The organism is Clostridia bacterium, from assembly GCA_016887505.1.
In the GTDB taxonomy this organism is placed as follows: domain Bacteria; phylum Bacillota; class TC1; order TC1; family UBA5767; genus UBA5767.
The window spans coordinates 2,348,514-2,366,233 of record CP069393.1; the positions used below are offsets into that span (position 1 = coordinate 2,348,514).

The following is a 17,720-nucleotide window of genomic DNA, read 5'->3' on the forward strand; positions in this document are numbered from 1 at the left end:
TCCTTGGATTCGGATACTGTTTGCTAGTAGATACCCATCTCGAAGTACTTATAACCAGGCTAACGTTTTTCATTGTGTTCTATGAACAAAGTTCAGATGAGACGGACGATGGAAGAACATTTGAGAAGCTTCGGATAACACTCTTATGACGGCAGGCCGTCCCCATTCCCTTTCGCAGGAAAGTAGATGGGGACGCTACCTCTTTGGCCGATTTACGTGTATATTAGACAGGTATTCTTAGTTTGCATCATCGTCCCACCTAGTGGGATACCTAGCGGGAGGAAGAAACATGAACGGGCAATCGGCTAAACTACGCTTAGAATGGATTTTGGTTGCGGCACTCACCATCCTGCCGTGTATCAACTACGCGGCGCAATATAGTAATTTGTTTCATTCAACCAGAACATTTGGTCTAAACATTGCAACAGTTTTTATTATGATTGTCGTTTTTCAGCAACGCCGGAATATAGGCGACTTGATTCAGTTGGATCGTATAAATATTCTGTTAGCAGTTTATTTTGGACTCTTGCTGGTATCGCTGTTTTTTACTGAAAATGTGCTTATTGCTATTGTTGGTAAGATATTACGTGACGAAGGCCTCATCGCTATCCTTATGTACCTTCTGCTATTTCTCGTAGCCAGAAATATAGACAAGCCTGATGGGAAAATCTATAAGGCTCTGCTTATCATAGCCACCATCTTTGCCTTTTATGGAATATTCCAATACGTTGGGATAGAGTTTTTTCGAGAAGGAACAATGGCCAGAACCAGAAGCGAATCCATCTTCGAGAATCCAAATTTTTACGGATCCTACCTCGTCTTAATGCTACCCCTTGCCATAGACCTATATCTACGGAAAAAAAGCAGATGGGGGTTAGTGGTGTACGCAATCCTGCTGTTTACCCTGCTTGCGACCATGACCAGGGGAAGCTGGATTGGTGGTTGTTTAGGTTTGGTATTCTATGGCCTACTTTGGATAAAAAAGAGGGGCGGACTTAAAGTAGACCTAAAACGATACCTCTGCATCGTGTTAGTGAGTCTTCTGGTCATGGGTGGTTTCAATGCCCTTTCTGGAGGACGCTTCCAAGAACGCTTCCAATCCATCAATGAGGAAAGCATGAAAGTTCTGGCTCCAGAAGGCGTCGAAACTAAGGATGTACCGGCGAGAGCCTTCATCTGGAAAGGCGTAATACAACTAATTAAAGAAAGACCACTAACTGGTTACGGCATAGAAAATCTAGCACCTGCATTTAGTAAAAAATTTGATGAAGAGATTATGGAGTATTTCGGTGGCCCTGACATCATTGACCGAGCCCACAACGAATATCTCCACATAGCCGTAAGCAGCGGAATACCCTCTCTACTGGTCTACCTGCTTTTCATAGGCCATATTTTGTGGGTGGCTGGACATAGAATCAGGAAAAGGCCCGATTTACTGCCCTTCTTTGCTGCGGTAGTTGGCTATCTCATACAAGCTTCCTTCAACATCAGCGTGGTAACCGTAGCCTATGTATTTTGGATTTTCCTGGGATTTATCAGCTCTTACAAACGAGTATAAGGGGGGCAACCGTTTGCCAATCAGTGGAAAAGTCTTTGCCTGGAAGAAAAAAGTGTGAGAAAATGGACTTATGGATGGGAAATTATCCTAAATACCGGATGAATATAGTGTATATGAGATAAATAGGGGCTAAAATAGGTATATAAGTCGGTTTATATATCAAATATAGGATAGCCGCTATTGACAAAATGACATTAAGTGATAATATCGTAAGAAAGGAGAGATTGTGAAAAATAGCATTAATGTAGGTCGCAAATTGAAAATGTTGCGTTCACTTCACAAAATATCTCTAAAAAAACTGGCGGAAGAAACTGGCATGAGCTACTCCTATTTATGGGGACTCGAAAATGATAAGCACTCCATTTCTGTAACCAACCTGCAACGGTTGTCGGAGTATTTTGATGTAGATCTAATCTACTTCTTGGGTAGCAGCCAAGACTCTAAATCCGTCTATATTGCTAAAGAAGACATAAATGAAGTTATTACGGAAGACAATGTATCGTTCAAATGCATCACTGACAATGTGAAAAGCCGCCTGCAAGTGACTTTAGTAGAACTTCCGAAAGATTCTCCTTCCGAAAGACATATCCATCATCATGATGAAGGAGAAGAATTTATAACAGTAATATCTGGAGAGCTACATGTCATTTTAGGGGACGAGGAATATGAGTTGGGACCGGGGGATTCGGTATTGTTTGAATCCAAGACGGACCACGTAATCTTCACCAAAAGCAAAGCGGCCACTTTCTATCTGGTTGTGACGCCGCCATATGGGTCACATCTTTTGAATGGGATATAACATTGCATATTGGGCATGAGACGATTTTCGTCTCATGCCTTTTTATATGGGCCTAAGATAGGTCAATATTCAAGCGTGGATTTATTTGTTGTTGCACTGTGTTTGTTTTGGAAACGAGAAGCTATTGCATGTCTGTGGGGGACTGTAATCTTCACGGTATTCTACTTGGAAAAGTAATAGTAAAAATTGTTTTTAGGAGGCACATATGAGTGAAAAAATAGCGCTCGCCTACATAAACCAGTTCTATGCTGGTATAGGTGGCGAAGACAAGGCAGATGTGGGATTCATGGAATTCGACGGTGCCAAAGGACCAGGCATTGGCATGCAAGGCATGTGGAAAGACGAAATGTCCATTGCTGCCACAGTGGCTTGCGGTGACAACTTTGTCAACAACGAGGAAAAATTCCCCGAGGTTGCGGCCCAAATTGATACTGTAATTGAACGAGTAAAACCAGACGTATTCATATCCGGTCCGGCATTCAATGCTGGACGCTATGGGGTAGCCTGCGCTAGAGTGGCAGACTACGTTAGAACGAAGCATGGAATTCCTAGTGTAAGCGCCATGTACTACGAAAATCCTGCAGTGGCCATGTATGTAAAAGACAACTACATCGTAGCTACACCAGAAACAGCAGCTGGTATGAGAAAAGTTTTACCGACTTTTGCAGCACTAGCCCTAAAGCTTGCCAAAAAAGAAAAGATAGGACCTGCACGTAAGGAAGGATATCTTCCAACCGGCCATCGCTACAACGAGTACCACGAAAAGACCGGTGCAGAGCGTGTGGTAGACATTCTCCTGAAGAAACTCAATGGTGAAGAATACGTGACGGAAGTACCACAACGCGCTTTCGAGATGATTCCTCCAAGCCCGGCAATTAAGGAATTGAATGAAACCAACATTGGTCTAATTACTTCCGGTGGCTTGGTTCCCAAGGGTAACCCGGACCATCTCAAACAAGCCTTCTCCGTAGACTATGGCTCTTACGATATCACCGGTATGGATAGCTTAGTAAAGGGTGAATTCATCTCCATTCATGGCGGTTTCGATACGACGGTAGTAGACGATGACCCCAACCGAGTTGTGGCCTTGGATGCCATGCGTAGCTTGGAAAAAGAAGGAGTCTTCAACAAATTGCATAACCGATTCCTTTCTACGGCCGGTGTAGGCACCAATGTAGAAAGCGCCAAAGATATTGGCTCCAGGATGGCTAAGGAACTACTCGACAGTGGTGTCCAAGCGGCTATTCTAACTTCCACTTGAGGAACCTGTACTCGTTGCGTGTCAACGATTTCTAAGGAACTAGACAGGAAGAACATACCCAACGTAGTTATTACGGCCTTTACTTCTATCGCGCAGAACGTAGGTGCAAACCGCATTGTATTTGGTGGCGACTTTACACACCCGGTGGGAGATCCTAGTTTACCCATCGAGCGTGAGAAAGCCTACCGCAAGCGGGTAATTGAAAAAGCCCTGTTTGCCCTGGGTGAAGATGTAGTCGGACCGACCATCTTCAACGTAGAAGAAAGTAAGGAGGCCTAGCATGAAATTAACTAGAAGATATTACGATGTAACGGATGCAGCCTTCGGCGAGAAGAACAGTTTTAAAGACGGCAAGCTAGTTATAAACAAGGCTGCTCTACTGAGTGAACTAGAAGCATCCATGAAGAGCATCGAGTCCATCGACTTCGAACTCGTAAAACCTGGAGAAAATACCAGGATTATCCATGTACTCGACGCCATTGCCCCCATGATCAAGGTTGAGGGACAAGGAAAACAGTATTCCGGATTTTTCGGACGTCCGAATACCTGTGGTGATGGCATAACCAATATGTTGCGAGGCTTTGCCGTTATCGAAAGTGCGCCCCTGCCTTGGGACGACAGCAGCGCAAGCTCAGGCCTTTTGTATCCCCGGGATGCCATTATGGATATGCAGGGACCCATTGCCGGATTTTCACCCTTCAGCGAGACTGTCAATCTAGTAATCAAGTATGAGCTCACCGATGGAAAGTCTTCCGCGGAATACGATGCAGATATCCGTTTGTGCGGACTTAAAGTGGCAGAAATTCTAGCCACTTTAACCTTAGGACTGGAACCGGTAGAAGAAGAGCTGTTCAGCATAGATGAAGTCAATGAAGAACTGCCAGGTGTAGTACTGGTATGGCAATGCCAAAACCAGGGCGTTTATTCCAACACCTATCTCTATGGCAAGAGTATAGACAATCTAGTGCCCACGCTCCTGCATCCCAACGAAATGCTAGACGGATGTGTAGTCAGTGGAAACTATGTATGGCCAGCCTTCAAGGTACCGACCTATCTGCACGTTAATCATCCTATTGTTTTGGAGCTATATAGGCAACACGGCAAGACCATCAATTTCAAGGGAGTTATTTTTGCCAGAAGCCACCAGCCGACCAACTGGGACAAGGAACGTTGTGCCAACTTCAATGTTAAGATTGCGCACTACCTAGGTGCCAAAGGTTTGGTTATGGCTTGGGAAGGTGGCGGCAACGCAGCAGTGGATGGTATGCTAACCATTCAGGCTGCAGAAAAATCCGGCATCAAGGCCTCAACAATCACCTTCGAATTTGGTGGTGAAGACGGCACAGAAGGTATTTTATTAGTAGACGACGTGCCAGAAGCAGACGCTGTTATCAGTGGCGGAAGCATTGAGAAGACCTACACACTGCCTAAGGTAGACCGGGTAGTTGGCGGTGACACACTTAGATTAAACAAAGAGTCGGGCGGATTCTTCCCTCCGGCAGAGGATGAGATTACATTTGATACGACGACACAGCTCTATTGCTCAGGTAACCAAGCGGCACATAGCAAACTGTTCGCGGAATCCTACTAGGGGGTAATTATATGGATCCATATCAATATATTAAAAAAGAACCGTACAAGATGTATATCGACGGCCAATGGGTCGCCTCAGAAAGTAAAGAAACCTTTGATATTATTAACCCAGCGGTGAACGAGGTATTTGCAACAGCCTATAAGGGCTCCGAAAAAGATGCCCAAAAGGCCATTCTCGCAGCCAGGAAGGCCTACGATGAAGGACCTTGGGCTGGTATGACCCATCATGAACGTAGCGAACTGCTGTTCAAGGTTAGAGACTTGCTGGCCAAGAGACAAGAAGAGTTTGCCTGCATAGAAACACTAGATTGTGGCAAACTCTATCCCAGCGTACTCTACTATGAAATCCAACAGGCCCTGGATGGATTTGCTTACAGTGCCGGAAACGCCAGACATCTAGAAGGCAAGGTGGTACCGGTAGACGGCGGTGGCAATAACTTCAACTACGTCACTTGGGAACCCTGCGGGGTAGTCGGCGAGATTCTCCCCTGGAATGGTCCCTTGATGATGGGAGCCCAGAAGATTTCAGCCATTTTGGCGGCCGGCAATACGGTCGTAGTGAAGCCGAGCTCATGGGCATCCCTATCCATGTTGGTCATTGCGGAAGTATTCCATGAAGCAGGATTTCCACCGGGCGTATTCAATGTGATTACCGGTTCCGGTCAGGTCGTGGGAGATGCACTGGTTAAGAGCCCACTAGTGGACATGGTTTCCATGACAGGCGGTACAGAGACGGGAGAACAGATTATCCGTAGCTCTGCAGATACCATCAAGAAGATTGCTCTGGAATTGGGTGGCAAAAGCCCGCACATCATCTTCGACGACGTAGACCTTGATGATGCAGCCAAATGGGCTGTGTTCGGATTCACCTTGAACTCAGGCCAGGTCTGCGTATCCGGCACCAGGGTCATCGTGCATGAAAACATCTATGAGGACTTGCTGGCACGCATGAAAACTGTTTGTGAGAACTTTGTACCAGGCAACGGTTTCGACTATGAGAAGGGTGTAAACTTTTCTTCCCTGATTTCCAAGGAACATGCAGAGACGGTCAGAGGATTCATTGAGTCTGGAATTGAAGATAAGGCAAGACTAGTATGTGGCGGAACACACTTTGAAGGCTTAGAAGGCCAAGACAACAATTTTGTACCAGCAACCATCTTTGCCGATGTGACGCCAGACATGAAGATCTTCCAAGAAGAAATTTTTGGACCAGTAGGTTGCGTAACCAAATTCTCCACCGAGGAAGAGGCTGTGAAACTGGCCAATATGACCAAATTCGGACTAGCAGGTGGTGTATTCACCAATAGCATCGCCAGAGCCCATAGGGTTGCTGGAAAAATCAAGGCAGGTCAGGTATACGTAAACAGCTACTTCAGTAAGGGAATGATGGAATCTCCGGGTACCGGTTGGAAACAAAGTGGTGTTGGTGTAGCTGGCATCCATAAGTATATGCATTCAAGAACGGTATTCGTATCCCTGGAAGATCATCCCCAGGCCCCGCTATAGAAAACTTCTTAAAATGTAAAGAATAGAAAGGACCAATTGTTATGGAACGAAACTATGCAGCGTTGGTAATGAGCAAGTTTGTCGTAGGCAGAGGTTCTTTGGATTATCTAGGAAGTTTTAAAAATAAGAGGGTGTCGGTGATTCATGGTGGTCCCAACATTTTGACAGATCTTTTGAGATCAAGGATTGAATCCTTGATCTCAAAAAACAGTGGGACATGCATGTTTACCAAACCGGTACTCAGGGAACCATTTTTTAAGGATATTCTGAGTATTGAAAAAGAAATCCAAGACTACCAACCCGACTTAATCGTAGCCTTGGGTGGTGGAGCCGTCATGGATACGGCCAAGGTTGTCCAGATGTTATATGAAAATCCGGGCATTAGCCAAGAAGAGCTGGTGCGGCCCTACCAAATTCCCGATTTGGGCAAGAAGGCGATACTTCTTGCAATACCTACAACCAGTGGAACAGGCTCAGAAACGACCTCGGCGGCAGTATTCACGGACGATGAAACTAAGGAAAAAAGATTGATGCTAGGCAATGGTCTCATTCCCCAGTATGCAATTTTGGATGCAGATTTTACGGATTCACTTCCTGCCTCCATTGCAGCCTATACTGGTATTGATGCCTTGACCCATGCTTTAGAAGCAGCAGTCTGTACCATCGCAAACCCCATGGTCAAAACCATGGCCATCAGTGCAGCGGTAGATCTTTTCGAGAACCTCACAAATTCAGTATGCAAGGGTATTGCCCCAGAGCTGAAGGCAAAAGCCAGGGAGAAGTGCCACATTGCTGCTAGTATGGCCGGTGTAGCCATTACAAACTCCTGTACGGGATTGGCCCATGGCTTGGACCAGCCGGGCCCATATTTTTCCTTGCCTCACGGTCAAACTTGTGGTGTTCTCTTGCCTTATACGATGGCCTTCACAGGAGTAGATCCTTCGTATGTCACTATTGCTAGACGGTTGGGGCTGCCGGGAAGCAGCGATGAGGAGCTTTGCCTATCTTTGGTAAGCCATATAAGGAATTTAACAACAGATTTGGGAATTCCCAAGAGCTTTAAGGAGATGGAAATATCAGAACAAGAGTATATGGACCAGTTGGAACACTTTGCTAATTTGGCAGCTCCTGCAATGGCCACTAGGCTAGCTCCAAGAATTCCGAATCATCAAGAAACCAAGAAAATCCTAGAAATGGCATATTATGCCTAATCGGCGTATGTTTGTATAATGGATTGAAAAACATAAGAGACAGTGTGTAGGCAAAGGTCTACATGCTGTTTTTTGTTTTTGTTATAGAATAATGAGATTAAATCGAAAGAGCCGGTATTTTCATAAGGCTTGCTCATTCATTACATCAGGTGTTCGTATTTATATAAAGAACTCACCAGGGTAGACGTAGGGACTTAAGCGGGACTCTTCGGTAATTCATTGCTGAGGAGTTCACGAAATTTCAAGAAATATTCCCCCGCGGTCTAGAAACATGGTAAAATTACCCTAGACAGACTACTGTGAAGAAGTAGATGATTCGTAGTATGTTCTATGCGGAGGAAAGAAAGCATGGTTGTTTCAACAGGAAAAAATGAATTTGTAAAGGTTGCCTATTATTATTACAAGGCAGGCATGACACAAAATGAGATTGCCAAAAAGATGTCCATGTCTAGGCAACGTGTGAACCGAATATTAAAAAAATGTCTGGAAACAGGCATTGTAAAGATAATGATTCAGGAGACTGAGGAACAAAACGTAGAATTTGAGGCAGAATTTGAGGCTTTGACTGGTTTAAAAGAGGTATTGATCATCAATACGGAAGCAGATGACGTAAATGATTCCCTTGGACCGGTGGCCGCATCCTATCTTGAGCGCATCATAAGTGATGGAGATATCATCGGCTTTTCCAGAGGGCGTGCCCTCTCTTCCATGGTGAGCAGTCTAGAACCGACCAAAAAGAAGGATCTAACGGTCCTGCAACTGGTTGGCGGACAGATTGAAGATGAATCCAACATCAATTCAGACAACATCGTACGGTATTCTTCGGAAATCTTAAATGCCAAATCCCAGTTTCTTTATGCGCCAATCATTGTGGAAAGCAGGAAGCTTAGAGATTCGATGCTCAATGAGACGGTCTTTGCACAGATGTACAACAGGATGAAGGACTGCACCGTTGCCGTAGTGGGTATCGGTGATATGTCCAAGGAGTCCGAGTTTGTAACCAGGAGCTTTTTGACAAAAGATGAGATTCAAACCCTGCAAAAAGAAAAGGCGGTAGGGGAGATTTGTACGCATTACTTTGATCAGGATGGCAAGATTATCAAGAGCGATATCAACGGCAGGGTCTTTGCGATTGACTGCAATAGCTTTAAGGAAATACCCATTCGGATCGGTGTAAGTGGGGGAAATAAGAAGATTTCTGCCATTGTGGGTGCCATCAGAGGCGGTCTGATCAACGTGCTGGTAATTGACTACGATACAGCACGAGCTGTGTTGGACAGACTAAAACCTTAATACTGAAAACAGAACAATATGAGCTGCTTATGTATAAGCAGCTCTTTTTTTATGCACTGAATCGAATAGGAGGCCTTAACGGACTTTCTTTGTTGAGGGGCTGAAAATCAGTTTTATCTGTTTACAAAATTGGGGAAAGGTGGTATTATTTATCCAATAGTTACATATGTAATTGTAGTGAGCATATGTAACATACACGAAGAAGTACAGAAAAGAAATGGAGATAAATACTATGGCAAACAAAACACATCGTCTCAATCACATCTTTCGGGAAGACAGGAAGACCTTCATAATGGCAATGGACCATGGCAACATGTTCAACGTTCTTCCTGCTATGAAGTATCCTGGCAAAATTGTGAGTGAAGTGGCTCGTGCCGGCGCGGATGCCTTTTTGTCAACCGTTGGGATGGCGGATAAATTCGCCGACGAGTTTCACGGAAAGGGAATCATCTTAAGACTCGATGGTTCTTGCTCCTATCTAGGGTCAAAGAGTAAACCGCTGCAAACTGTCGTGAAGGTTGAAGACGCAGTAAGACTGGGTGCGGATGCCGTCATCAGCATGGGATTCCCGGGCTCCAAATGGGAAGACCAAATCTTGGCAGATCTTTCGAGAAATATTTTGGATGCCAACCAATGGGGTATGCCCGTATTGGCAGAAATGTTGCCTCGTGGTTTTGAAGGTGGAGAGGATTCTAGAACACCAGAAAACATCACCTTCGCTTGTCGCATGGGTGCCGAAATGGGTGCTGACTTCATCAAGACGGAATACACTGGTTCACCGGATACATTCCACGAACTGTGTGAAAGCGTATACGCACCGGTGGTAATTTTGGGTGGTGGCAAGAAGGTATCTGAGAAACAACTTCTCACCGATATCAAGGAAGCCATGAGCGCCGGCGGCGCTGGCGTTGCAATGGGTAGAAATATCTGGGGACATGAAGATCCCGCCAGATATGCAGGTGCAATTGCAAAACTGATTCACGAGGATTGCAGCGTTGAAGTAGCTCTAAAAGAGCTGAACAAAAAGTTCTAGGAGGCGAGGTGATTATGGAAAATTACAAGATTGCTGTTAACACAGGTGTTCACGAAATAAGCATAGAAGAAAGAGAAATCAAGGAGCCAATCGATCATCAGGTACTAGTTAAAGTACACAGTTGTGCAATTTGTACCTTGGAACAAAGGATGTATAGCGGTGTTATCAAACGCTATCCCTTTGCCGGTGGACATGAAGCGGCCGGAACGGTTGTAGCCGTCGGTGACAAGGTCAAGAATTTCAAGATAGGCGACAAGGTAGCCCCAAGGATGCTGACTAGCTGTGGAGAATGCTATTATTGCCGAAACGGTCATGAAAACAAATGCGTTTCCGCCTTTATTGCCAACATCCACGAAGGACTTGGCGGACCGGGCGGATTCTCCGAATACATGATGCTTGAAGCAAAGTCACTCTACAAATTAGCAGATGACTTGGATCTAAAATATGCTGCACTCACGGAGCCCTTGGCCTGTTGCATTCACAGCATTAACAATGCAAATATTCAACTGGGAGAAGACGTTGTGGTTGTTGGTAACGGAATCATGGGTTCCTTCCACATTCAGCTTGCTAAACTCAAGGGTGCACGCGTGATTGCCTGCGAAGTGGATGAAGGTCGGATGGCTATGGCCAAGAGAATTGGTGCAGATATCGTGATTGACTCTTCGAAAGTTGACCCTGTTGACAAGGTAAAAGAACTGACGGAAGGTAGAGGAGCCAATGTCGTATTTTGTACGGCAGCATTTACCGCACTTGCCTCTCAAAGTATCGATATGGCAGGAAACCATGGACGCGTAGTCATGTATTCCTCCTTCCCCAATGGAAGCCCAATCGAACTGGATGTAAACCGCTCACATTCTGCTGAAACCATCATCACTGGTGCGGTGAACTCCAATAAGAGCGAATTTCTGGCAGCCACGAGATTGCTTTCGAACAAGTTGATTGATGTATCTCCCTTTATATCGGAGGTCGTGCCTTTCGAAAGAATAGAGTATGCTTTTGAACGTGCCATCGATCCTAGCACCTATCGTATTTTGGTTGAAATGTAGCACCCAATATGACATACTTAGTTTACCATTGAGCAATTCTAGCTGTATCCCCTTATTCCCCCACAGAATAACCATACAGTTAGATGCTCGTTACGGATATTGCAAACAACACCCTCACATCATGGAACCAACTTTATGTCTCACATAAGAATTGTATTTGACAACTTGTACTGAATTATTTTTAATCCAAGCGCTTGAATAACAAAAAACTAAGGGACGAGGTAAGAACGGTTATGAAAGATACCCAGCAAGGAAAACTTGGTTTAGTTGGCAGTACATCAATACTAATTGGTGGTATGATTGGAAGCGCAATTTTTTCGCTTTCAGGTGTTACCATTCTCAATGCAGGACCAGCAGCAATCTTATCCTGGATCATCGCCGCAATAATTCTATATGCTTATGGTCTTCAAACTACAGAACTTTCTACGATCTACCCACATTCCGGTGGTATTTTCGTCTTCCCGGCGAAATCTCTCGGAAAAACGGAAAAGCAAGGTAAGCTATGGGGCTGGGTATCAGCCTGGGCATACCTGTTCGGTTGTGTGGCTGGTGCTGCTTTCTCGGCTATCTACGTAAGTATATATCTTGGCGTTAGCTTCCCAGCCTTAAATGGATACCAAGTACCCATCGCCATCGTGGCAGTACTCTTCTGCGGATGGTTAAACGTAATTAAAGTTGATTCCATGGGCAAGATTACTACTGGACTCACAGTAGGTTTAGCAGCTACCATGCTGATATTCATCTTCAGTGCCTTTGGCAGTGGTTCATGGGACTCAAGCATGATGACCCCCTTCTTCACGCAAGGCGTGGAAGGCACCTTCGGTTTCATGGGCGCAATTCCAGTCGCTATGGTTGCCTTCGGCTCCATCGTTGCCATATCCTTCATGGTTGGAGAAATCAAAGACCCCAACAAAACAGTTCCGAAAGCAGTTTCTATCGCTATGTTTGTAGTGGTAGTCCTATACGTACTCATTCTTGTAGCAACTTTGGGACTAGTAGATTCTGGATTTTTGCAAGCCAATCCAGGTATGGCCTTTATTCCCTTGTATGCAGCGGCCTTTACAAAATTGTCGCACATTGCATGGCTAGTACCCTTGATTTCTGTTTCTGCAGTTCTGGCACTGCTCACCACCATTTTGGTTGTGATGGGTCTTTCAGCACAAGCTTTGAAAGCATCTGCAGAAAGTGGCATCCTGCCGAAATGGTTTGCTAAGACGAGCGAAAAGTCCAATATGCCAGTTAATGCCCAGATCATTGTAACCCTGGTAGTAGGTATTGTTTCCTCCTTCCCCGACTTCACAAACCTGATTGTGAATCTAGGTGCCTTGTGTAATGCAGTTGTCGTTGCCATTGTTTGCTTGACTGTTATTGCAGCACGTAAGAAGAATCCAAGACGGGAAGGAACCTTCCGAGCACCAGGTGGCGATGCACTTCCGATTATCACTTTCATCGTAATAATTGCAGCCTACATTCCTGGAATCATTTCCGGTGGTGGACAGTTGTGGGCCTGGACCGCAGGCTACTATCTAATCGGTCTGGCCATCTATTTCATCGGCACCAAAAATGATGTGGATGAAGTTAGAAAAATCGGTTAAAGACCTTTTCAGAGATATGTACCCGAGTCTACCCCAGAAGGTAGACTCGGAGAACATCCTACCCTCACGTGAAAAGGAGTGAAATATCGATATGAAGTGTATTGATCAAAATGATTTCAGCCTAAAGAACACTTGTGTAGCTTTTGGCGACTTCGATGGACTCCATCTGGGGCACAAAGCGGTACTAGATAAAATGGCTGAGATATCGGGTCAGGACATGACTTCCGTCATGGTGACCTTTGACTATGATGAAGAATTGCTAAAAGACAAAAAGATCCTATGTACCCAATTGGAAAAACAGAAACTACTACAAGAAAATGGTCCTGATGTGTTATTTTCATACAAGATCAACAGCAAGAATAGGGACCTACAGATTGACGCTTTTATCCAAGACGTTTTAGTAAAACAACTGGGTGCTATGGTGATCGTTGCAGGACGTGAAGACAAACATATTGACACCTTGCGTGCCTGCGCAAAAGAGTATGGCTACACCCTGGTGGAATGCGAAACCGTTTGCCTTGACGGTACTCCAGTAACGACAGAACGCATCTGTAAGGAAATAGAAGAAGGTGCGCTTGCTACGGCAAACAAGCTTCTAGGACACCCCTACTTGCTGATTGGAGAAGTTATGCATGGCAAGGCCCTCGGAAGGACGGTGGGCATGCCTACGGCCAATCTAGGATATAAACCCTACAAACAGCTTCCAGCGCATGGCGTCTATGGAACCATCTCGGATATTGATGATAGAGGTGTACAAGGTCTTACCAATATTGGGAAGAGACCGTCGGTGGACGATTTCAACTATGTTACCATCGAGACCTTCTTGTTGGATTTCTCGGGAGACCTCTATGGCCGGATGATTGGCATAGAAATCCATGTTTTCATCCGAGGCGTTTGCAAATTCAGTTGCATAGAAGAAGTGAAAGCCCAAGTTAACAAGGATATCGAATCCATCAAGAACTATCTTGATGAAGTATGTCCCAACAGTAATAGTAGGGAACGTAAGGTTATGTAACGCTTTGTATGATAGGCAAAAATATAGACATCATGTGAAATCAACCAAACTAAATAAACACGCAGGTATGATATAATTATGTTGTACCTGCGTGTTTATTTATTGTATTGTAAATGTGGGTCACGCGGTAATCTTTGTTAACATAAAACGTCCTACCTAGTGGGATGAAAATACCAGGAGGACGGACATGTACAACTTGCTAATCAAAAGGAGATTAGAATGGATTCTATTTGCGGTACTCACAATCTTACCACCTATCAATTATGTGGCCAGAGAGTATATGGGTTTCTTCTTTGTATCCAAAACCTTAATGCTTGGTTTAGCGACAGTCCTGATTATGCTTGTCGTTTTACGACAACGAAATAGGATTGGAGAACTGATTCAAGCCGATAGCATCAATATTCTATTAGCAGTGTATTTGGGCTTGCTGGTGGTATCCCTCTTCTTTACAGATAACCTTATGACTGCAATAGCCGGTAAGATGTATCGTGAAGAAGGCCTTATCACCATTATGATGTATTTCCTTCTATTCTTAGTAGCTAGAAATATAGATGATCCAGACCAAAAGATCTATACGGGTTTATTGCTGGCAGCCACCCTGTTTGCCTTTTTTGGCATAGTCCAATATCTAGGCATAGATTTCTTTCGAGAAGGAACGATTGCCAGAACCAGAAGCGAATCCATCTTTGATAATCCCAATTTCTATGGTTCCTACCTCGTCTTGATGCTACCCCTTGCCATAGATAAATATATTCGGAAAAGAAGTAGATGGGGCCTTGTTGTTTATGCCATTCTCTTATTTACCCTATTTGCTACCATGACTAGAGGAAGCTGGATTGGTGCTGCCCTGGCATTGATCTTTTACGCACTGCTTTGGATACGCCTGAGTCACAGATTTAAAGTAGACTTAAAACGCTACCTATGGATTGCGCTGGTGAGTATCCTAGTGATTGTGAGTTTCAACGTGGTATCTGGAGGACGCTTCCAGGAACGCTTCCAATCCATAGGTGGGGAAAGCATGAAGGTATTGGCGCCAGAAGGGGTTGAACAAAAAGATGTTCCAGCCAGAGCCTTCATCTGGAAAAACGTAATCCAACTAGTTAAAGAAAGACCTCTTACCGGGTATGGCCTTGAAAATTTGGGACAAGTATTTACTGAAAACGTTGCTGAAGAAACAAGAGAATATGTTGGCTATTCTGTCATTATTGACCGAGCACACAATGAATATCTGCATATTGCCGTAAGCAGTGGCGTGCCCTCGCTACTAGTATACTTGTTGTTTATTGGCCGTATACTATGGGTGGCTGGAAGCAGAATACGAAGAAGACTAGACTTGCTACCTTTTTTTGCAGCCGTAATTGGATATCTCATACAGGCTTCATTTAATATCAGCGTCGTAACAGTGGCCTATGTTTTTTGGATTTTCCTTGGCTTCCTCAGCTCCTACAAACGGGTATACAAGGATAGGATTGCAAGAAGCAACTGGTTTTAGGAGATTGTATCTGACGTAATATATGGAGCTTCTTAAACAGAGAAGAAAACCCTGGTTTGCGAGATCGGTGAGCTCGTGATAAGCTTTTTGTAGAGATAGAAGGGTTGTGAGCCGATGCGGATAAGCAGTGATAAACTATTCAATAGAATCTCTCCTGTATATGGCCTATTCTACGCAAAACAAGGTAGATACTATTCGGGTGCAATGGAGTTACTCCAAAAAGAACTGGACCTGTCTCTTTTTGAAAGGGCACTGGACTTGGGGAGCGGCACCGGGGTACTCGCTTCTGTCTTAGAAGATACGGGGCTTTCAGTGATGGGAGTCGACTCAGCGGCTCGCATGGTTGAACTCGCAAGAAAGAAGGCTGCTAGTGATAGGGTACACTTCATGGAAGGAAACGTCTTGGAGGGGCTGCCCTTTGGGGATAAATTTTTCGATGTATCCTTTGCTTCCTACGTGGCCCATGGGCTAGTAGCAGAAGATAGAAAAAAACTGTATCAAGAAATGTCTCGCATCACCAAGCACTGGGTACTCTTTTTAGACTATAGCCAAGAACGTTCCTTGTTAACCAACATAGTGGAATGGCTTGAAGGTGGAGACTATTTCCATTTTATTCAAAACGCTGGTCGAGAGATGGAAGAATGTGCCCATCAAATGCAGACCTGCTTTACAGAAGTAAGAATAATCCCAGTAGCACCACGAGCCAACTGGTATATGTGCAGGGTTGGTGAATGACGAGTATTTGCTAAGCTTACTGGAAAGAAGACAAGAAAGAGGTAATAGATGGACAACAATGATATATTGATTCGCCTACGATATGCGCTGGAAATTAAAGATAAGGATATGGTTCAGATTCTCCAACTGGGAGACATCACGATGAACCGGGAGGAAGTTGCAAAACTCTTGACCAAGACCCCGGTTAGTGAAGATGACAAGGTAATGGCCTACGATACGGAGGAACACCTCCATTGCACCAACTTTATACTGGAATCCTTCCTCAATGGGATGATCGTCTGGAAACGAGGCAAACAGGAAGTAAAACCTGGGCAAAAACCTAGACCCCTCCATACCTTGAAAGAAGGAGAAAGTGCGACCAATGTAATGCTAAAGAAAGTTAAAATTGCCTTAAGCCTATCGAGTGAAGATATGTTGGATATCTTTACGAAAGCGGGCATAAAAGTGAGCAAGGCAGAACTGGGTGCTTTTTTTAGAAATCCTGAACATAAGCACTACCGGGTATGTCTCGACAAGTATGCTAGAAACTTTCTAAAGGGATTAGCCCTAGTCTACCGGGAAAAATAGGAGAAAGACTGAGCAAGTAAAGGCATGGAAGGCAAGAAAATACGTTGAAAGGTAACCGAAGAGTATGGGATTGAATCAAACAGCAATTCTAGTGGAATTCAACGGTCTTCCAGGTTGCGGGAAAACGACAATTGCAAATGAACTGCTAGAAGAACTTCGGAGCTTGGGATACGCTGTTGCAACGCATAAAGAGTTGTTGCATCATCGAGTAAAAGTAAAAAAGCTAGACTTATTCAAAAGTTTACTAGATGCAAGGAATCGAAAGTTTTTCAATGCCAGCCTGCTTCTGTGCTTTTCAACCAGGCCATTTAAGCTTGGCCGTATTCAATATGCGAGAAATGCGTATGTGTATTACTATACGGTACACATTTGCAGAAAAGAAAGAAAAGAATATGACTTCATTATTTGTGACCAGGGATTGCTGCAGGTGATTTTGTCCATTATACACATGGACAAAATCAACAAGCCTAAAACTGTACAAAAGATGTTAGAGGACGCTTTCGCTGGTTTAGGCACAGTCATATTGGTCAATTGCAAGGTGAAGATTGATACCGCGAAAGAAAGAATCCGCTTGCGTAAATTGAAATGCGGTAGACTAGATTATATTACAGAAGACGAGAAACTGGTATCTGCCCTGACAAGACAAGAGTGCTGCCTAGAAACCATACGCAATATGGCTAGTAATCTAGTTGAGGGGAATGTGCTGGAACTAGATATGCATCATGTGGTAGATAAGAATCTGCAAACAATACTGAAAAGACTTCAAGTATAGCCCGCAACAGGTCTAGGGCTTGATATAGTGGTAACGGTATGAAAGAAGGGACTGAACGCTAGAAAGCAGCGCTCTGACCCTTCTTTCATTATGGGAGCGAGGACCTTAGGCGTTTACAAAAGGAAGCAAGATGGATATACTTAAGGGTAATTATTATTTTCTGCAAGTAGAGAATCGAATAGATTATTGAAAACCATAACCAATAAGCCCTTGGAAGAATAATGGGGTATTTTCCTGAGGGATC

Annotated in this window: 16 protein-coding genes; all 16 read left to right on the forward strand. The window is 44.3% G+C overall.

Going from position 1 to position 17,720, the window contains the following annotated elements; translation table 11 throughout:
• Positions 1 to 289: 289 nt before the first annotated feature.
• The 16 genes from JR334_11145 to JR334_11220 all read left to right on the forward strand — a co-directional run bounded on the left by JR334_11145 (position 290) and on the right by JR334_11220 (position 17,476).
• Positions 290 to 1,558 carry an O-antigen ligase family protein gene (locus tag JR334_11145; GenBank protein ID QRN85486.1) on the forward strand — a complete coding sequence of 423 codons (1,269 nt, stop codon included), beginning with the start codon at positions 290 to 292 and terminating at the stop codon, positions 1,556 to 1,558.
• Positions 1,559 to 1,784: 226 nt separating this feature from the next.
• Positions 1,785 to 2,357 carry a cupin domain-containing protein gene (locus tag JR334_11150; protein QRN85487.1) on the forward strand — a complete coding sequence of 191 codons (573 nt, stop codon included), beginning with the start codon at positions 1,785 to 1,787 and terminating at the stop codon, positions 2,355 to 2,357.
• Between the two features lie 205 nt (positions 2,358 to 2,562).
• Positions 2,563 to 3,618 carry a glycine/betaine/sarcosine/D-proline family reductase selenoprotein B gene (locus JR334_11155; protein QRN85488.1) on the forward strand — a complete coding sequence of 352 codons (1,056 nt, stop codon included), beginning with the start codon at positions 2,563 to 2,565 and terminating at the stop codon, positions 3,616 to 3,618.
• 18 nt (positions 3,619 to 3,636) lie between these two features.
• Positions 3,637 to 3,897, forward strand: a complete 261-nt coding sequence (locus tag JR334_11160) for a hypothetical protein (GenBank protein ID QRN85489.1) — start codon at positions 3,637 to 3,639, stop codon at positions 3,895 to 3,897.
• 1 nt (position 3,898) lies between these two features.
• Positions 3,899 to 5,209 (forward strand): glycine reductase, encoded by a 1,311-nt coding sequence (locus JR334_11165; protein ID QRN85490.1) that lies wholly within the window; start codon positions 3,899 to 3,901, stop codon positions 5,207 to 5,209.
• An 11-nt stretch (positions 5,210 to 5,220) separates the two neighbouring features.
• Positions 5,221 to 6,717 (forward strand): aldehyde dehydrogenase, encoded by a 1,497-nt coding sequence (locus JR334_11170; GenBank protein QRN85491.1) that lies wholly within the window; start codon positions 5,221 to 5,223, stop codon positions 6,715 to 6,717.
• Between the two features lie 41 nt (positions 6,718 to 6,758).
• Entirely contained in the window at positions 6,759 to 7,928 is a 1,170-nt protein-coding gene (locus JR334_11175) for an iron-containing alcohol dehydrogenase (protein ID QRN85492.1), read from the forward strand.
• Between the two features lie 330 nt (positions 7,929 to 8,258).
• Complete coding sequence (locus JR334_11180; protein QRN85493.1) at positions 8,259 to 9,221, forward strand: sugar-binding transcriptional regulator; 963 nt, start codon at positions 8,259 to 8,261, stop codon at positions 9,219 to 9,221.
• Positions 9,222 to 9,453: 232 nt separating this feature from the next.
• Entirely contained in the window at positions 9,454 to 10,254 is an 801-nt protein-coding gene (locus JR334_11185) for an aldolase (GenBank protein QRN85494.1), read from the forward strand.
• Between the two features lie 14 nt (positions 10,255 to 10,268).
• Complete coding sequence (locus JR334_11190) at positions 10,269 to 11,300, forward strand: alcohol dehydrogenase catalytic domain-containing protein (protein ID QRN85495.1); 1,032 nt, start codon at positions 10,269 to 10,271, stop codon at positions 11,298 to 11,300.
• A 233-nt stretch (positions 11,301 to 11,533) separates the two neighbouring features.
• Positions 11,534 to 12,895: an APC family permease gene (locus JR334_11195; GenBank protein QRN86925.1), complete on the forward strand. Its 1,362-nt coding sequence runs from the start codon at positions 11,534 to 11,536 to the stop codon at positions 12,893 to 12,895.
• A 91-nt stretch (positions 12,896 to 12,986) separates the two neighbouring features.
• On the forward strand, positions 12,987 to 13,910 hold the full coding sequence (locus tag JR334_11200) for a riboflavin biosynthesis protein RibF (GenBank protein ID QRN85496.1): 924 nt from the start codon (positions 12,987 to 12,989) through the stop codon (positions 13,908 to 13,910).
• 187 nt (positions 13,911 to 14,097) lie between these two features.
• On the forward strand, positions 14,098 to 15,402 hold the full coding sequence (locus JR334_11205; GenBank protein QRN85497.1) for an O-antigen ligase family protein: 1,305 nt from the start codon (positions 14,098 to 14,100) through the stop codon (positions 15,400 to 15,402).
• Between the two features lie 114 nt (positions 15,403 to 15,516).
• Positions 15,517 to 16,137, forward strand: a complete 621-nt coding sequence (locus tag JR334_11210; GenBank protein ID QRN85498.1) for a class I SAM-dependent methyltransferase — start codon at positions 15,517 to 15,519, stop codon at positions 16,135 to 16,137.
• A 48-nt stretch (positions 16,138 to 16,185) separates the two neighbouring features.
• Positions 16,186 to 16,704, forward strand: a complete 519-nt coding sequence (locus JR334_11215; GenBank protein ID QRN85499.1) for a DUF1456 family protein — start codon at positions 16,186 to 16,188, stop codon at positions 16,702 to 16,704.
• A gap of 64 nt (positions 16,705 to 16,768) precedes the next feature.
• Positions 16,769 to 17,476, forward strand: a complete 708-nt coding sequence (locus JR334_11220) for an AAA family ATPase (protein ID QRN85500.1) — start codon at positions 16,769 to 16,771, stop codon at positions 17,474 to 17,476.
• The last annotated feature ends 244 nt before the right edge of the window (positions 17,477 to 17,720 follow it).

What these genes read in the sequence shown, in the direction of transcription:
- JR334_11145 (QRN85486.1), top strand. Translation starts at nt 290, where the DNA reads ATGAACGGGCAATCGGCTAAACTACGCTTAGAATGGATTTTGGTTGCG.
- JR334_11155 (QRN85488.1), top strand. Translation starts at nt 2,563, where the DNA reads ATGAGTGAAAAAATAGCGCTCGCCTACATAAACCAGTTCTATGCTGGT.
- JR334_11165 (QRN85490.1), top strand. Translation starts at nt 3,899, where the DNA reads ATGAAATTAACTAGAAGATATTACGATGTAACGGATGCAGCCTTCGGC.
- JR334_11170 (QRN85491.1), top strand. Translation starts at nt 5,221, where the DNA reads ATGGATCCATATCAATATATTAAAAAAGAACCGTACAAGATGTATATC.
- JR334_11175 (QRN85492.1), top strand. Translation starts at nt 6,759, where the DNA reads ATGGAACGAAACTATGCAGCGTTGGTAATGAGCAAGTTTGTCGTAGGC.
- JR334_11180 (QRN85493.1), top strand. Translation starts at nt 8,259, where the DNA reads ATGCGGAGGAAAGAAAGCATGGTTGTTTCAACAGGAAAAAATGAATTT.
- JR334_11185 (QRN85494.1), top strand. Translation starts at nt 9,454, where the DNA reads ATGGCAAACAAAACACATCGTCTCAATCACATCTTTCGGGAAGACAGG.
- JR334_11190 (QRN85495.1), top strand. Translation starts at nt 10,269, where the DNA reads ATGGAAAATTACAAGATTGCTGTTAACACAGGTGTTCACGAAATAAGC.
- JR334_11195 (QRN86925.1), top strand. Translation starts at nt 11,534, where the DNA reads ATGAAAGATACCCAGCAAGGAAAACTTGGTTTAGTTGGCAGTACATCA.
- JR334_11200 (QRN85496.1), top strand. Translation starts at nt 12,987, where the DNA reads ATGAAGTGTATTGATCAAAATGATTTCAGCCTAAAGAACACTTGTGTA.
- JR334_11205 (QRN85497.1), top strand. Translation starts at nt 14,098, where the DNA reads ATGTACAACTTGCTAATCAAAAGGAGATTAGAATGGATTCTATTTGCG.
- JR334_11210 (QRN85498.1), top strand. Translation starts at nt 15,517, where the DNA reads ATGCGGATAAGCAGTGATAAACTATTCAATAGAATCTCTCCTGTATAT.
- JR334_11215 (QRN85499.1), top strand. Translation starts at nt 16,186, where the DNA reads ATGGACAACAATGATATATTGATTCGCCTACGATATGCGCTGGAAATT.
- JR334_11220 (QRN85500.1), top strand. Translation starts at nt 16,769, where the DNA reads ATGGGATTGAATCAAACAGCAATTCTAGTGGAATTCAACGGTCTTCCA.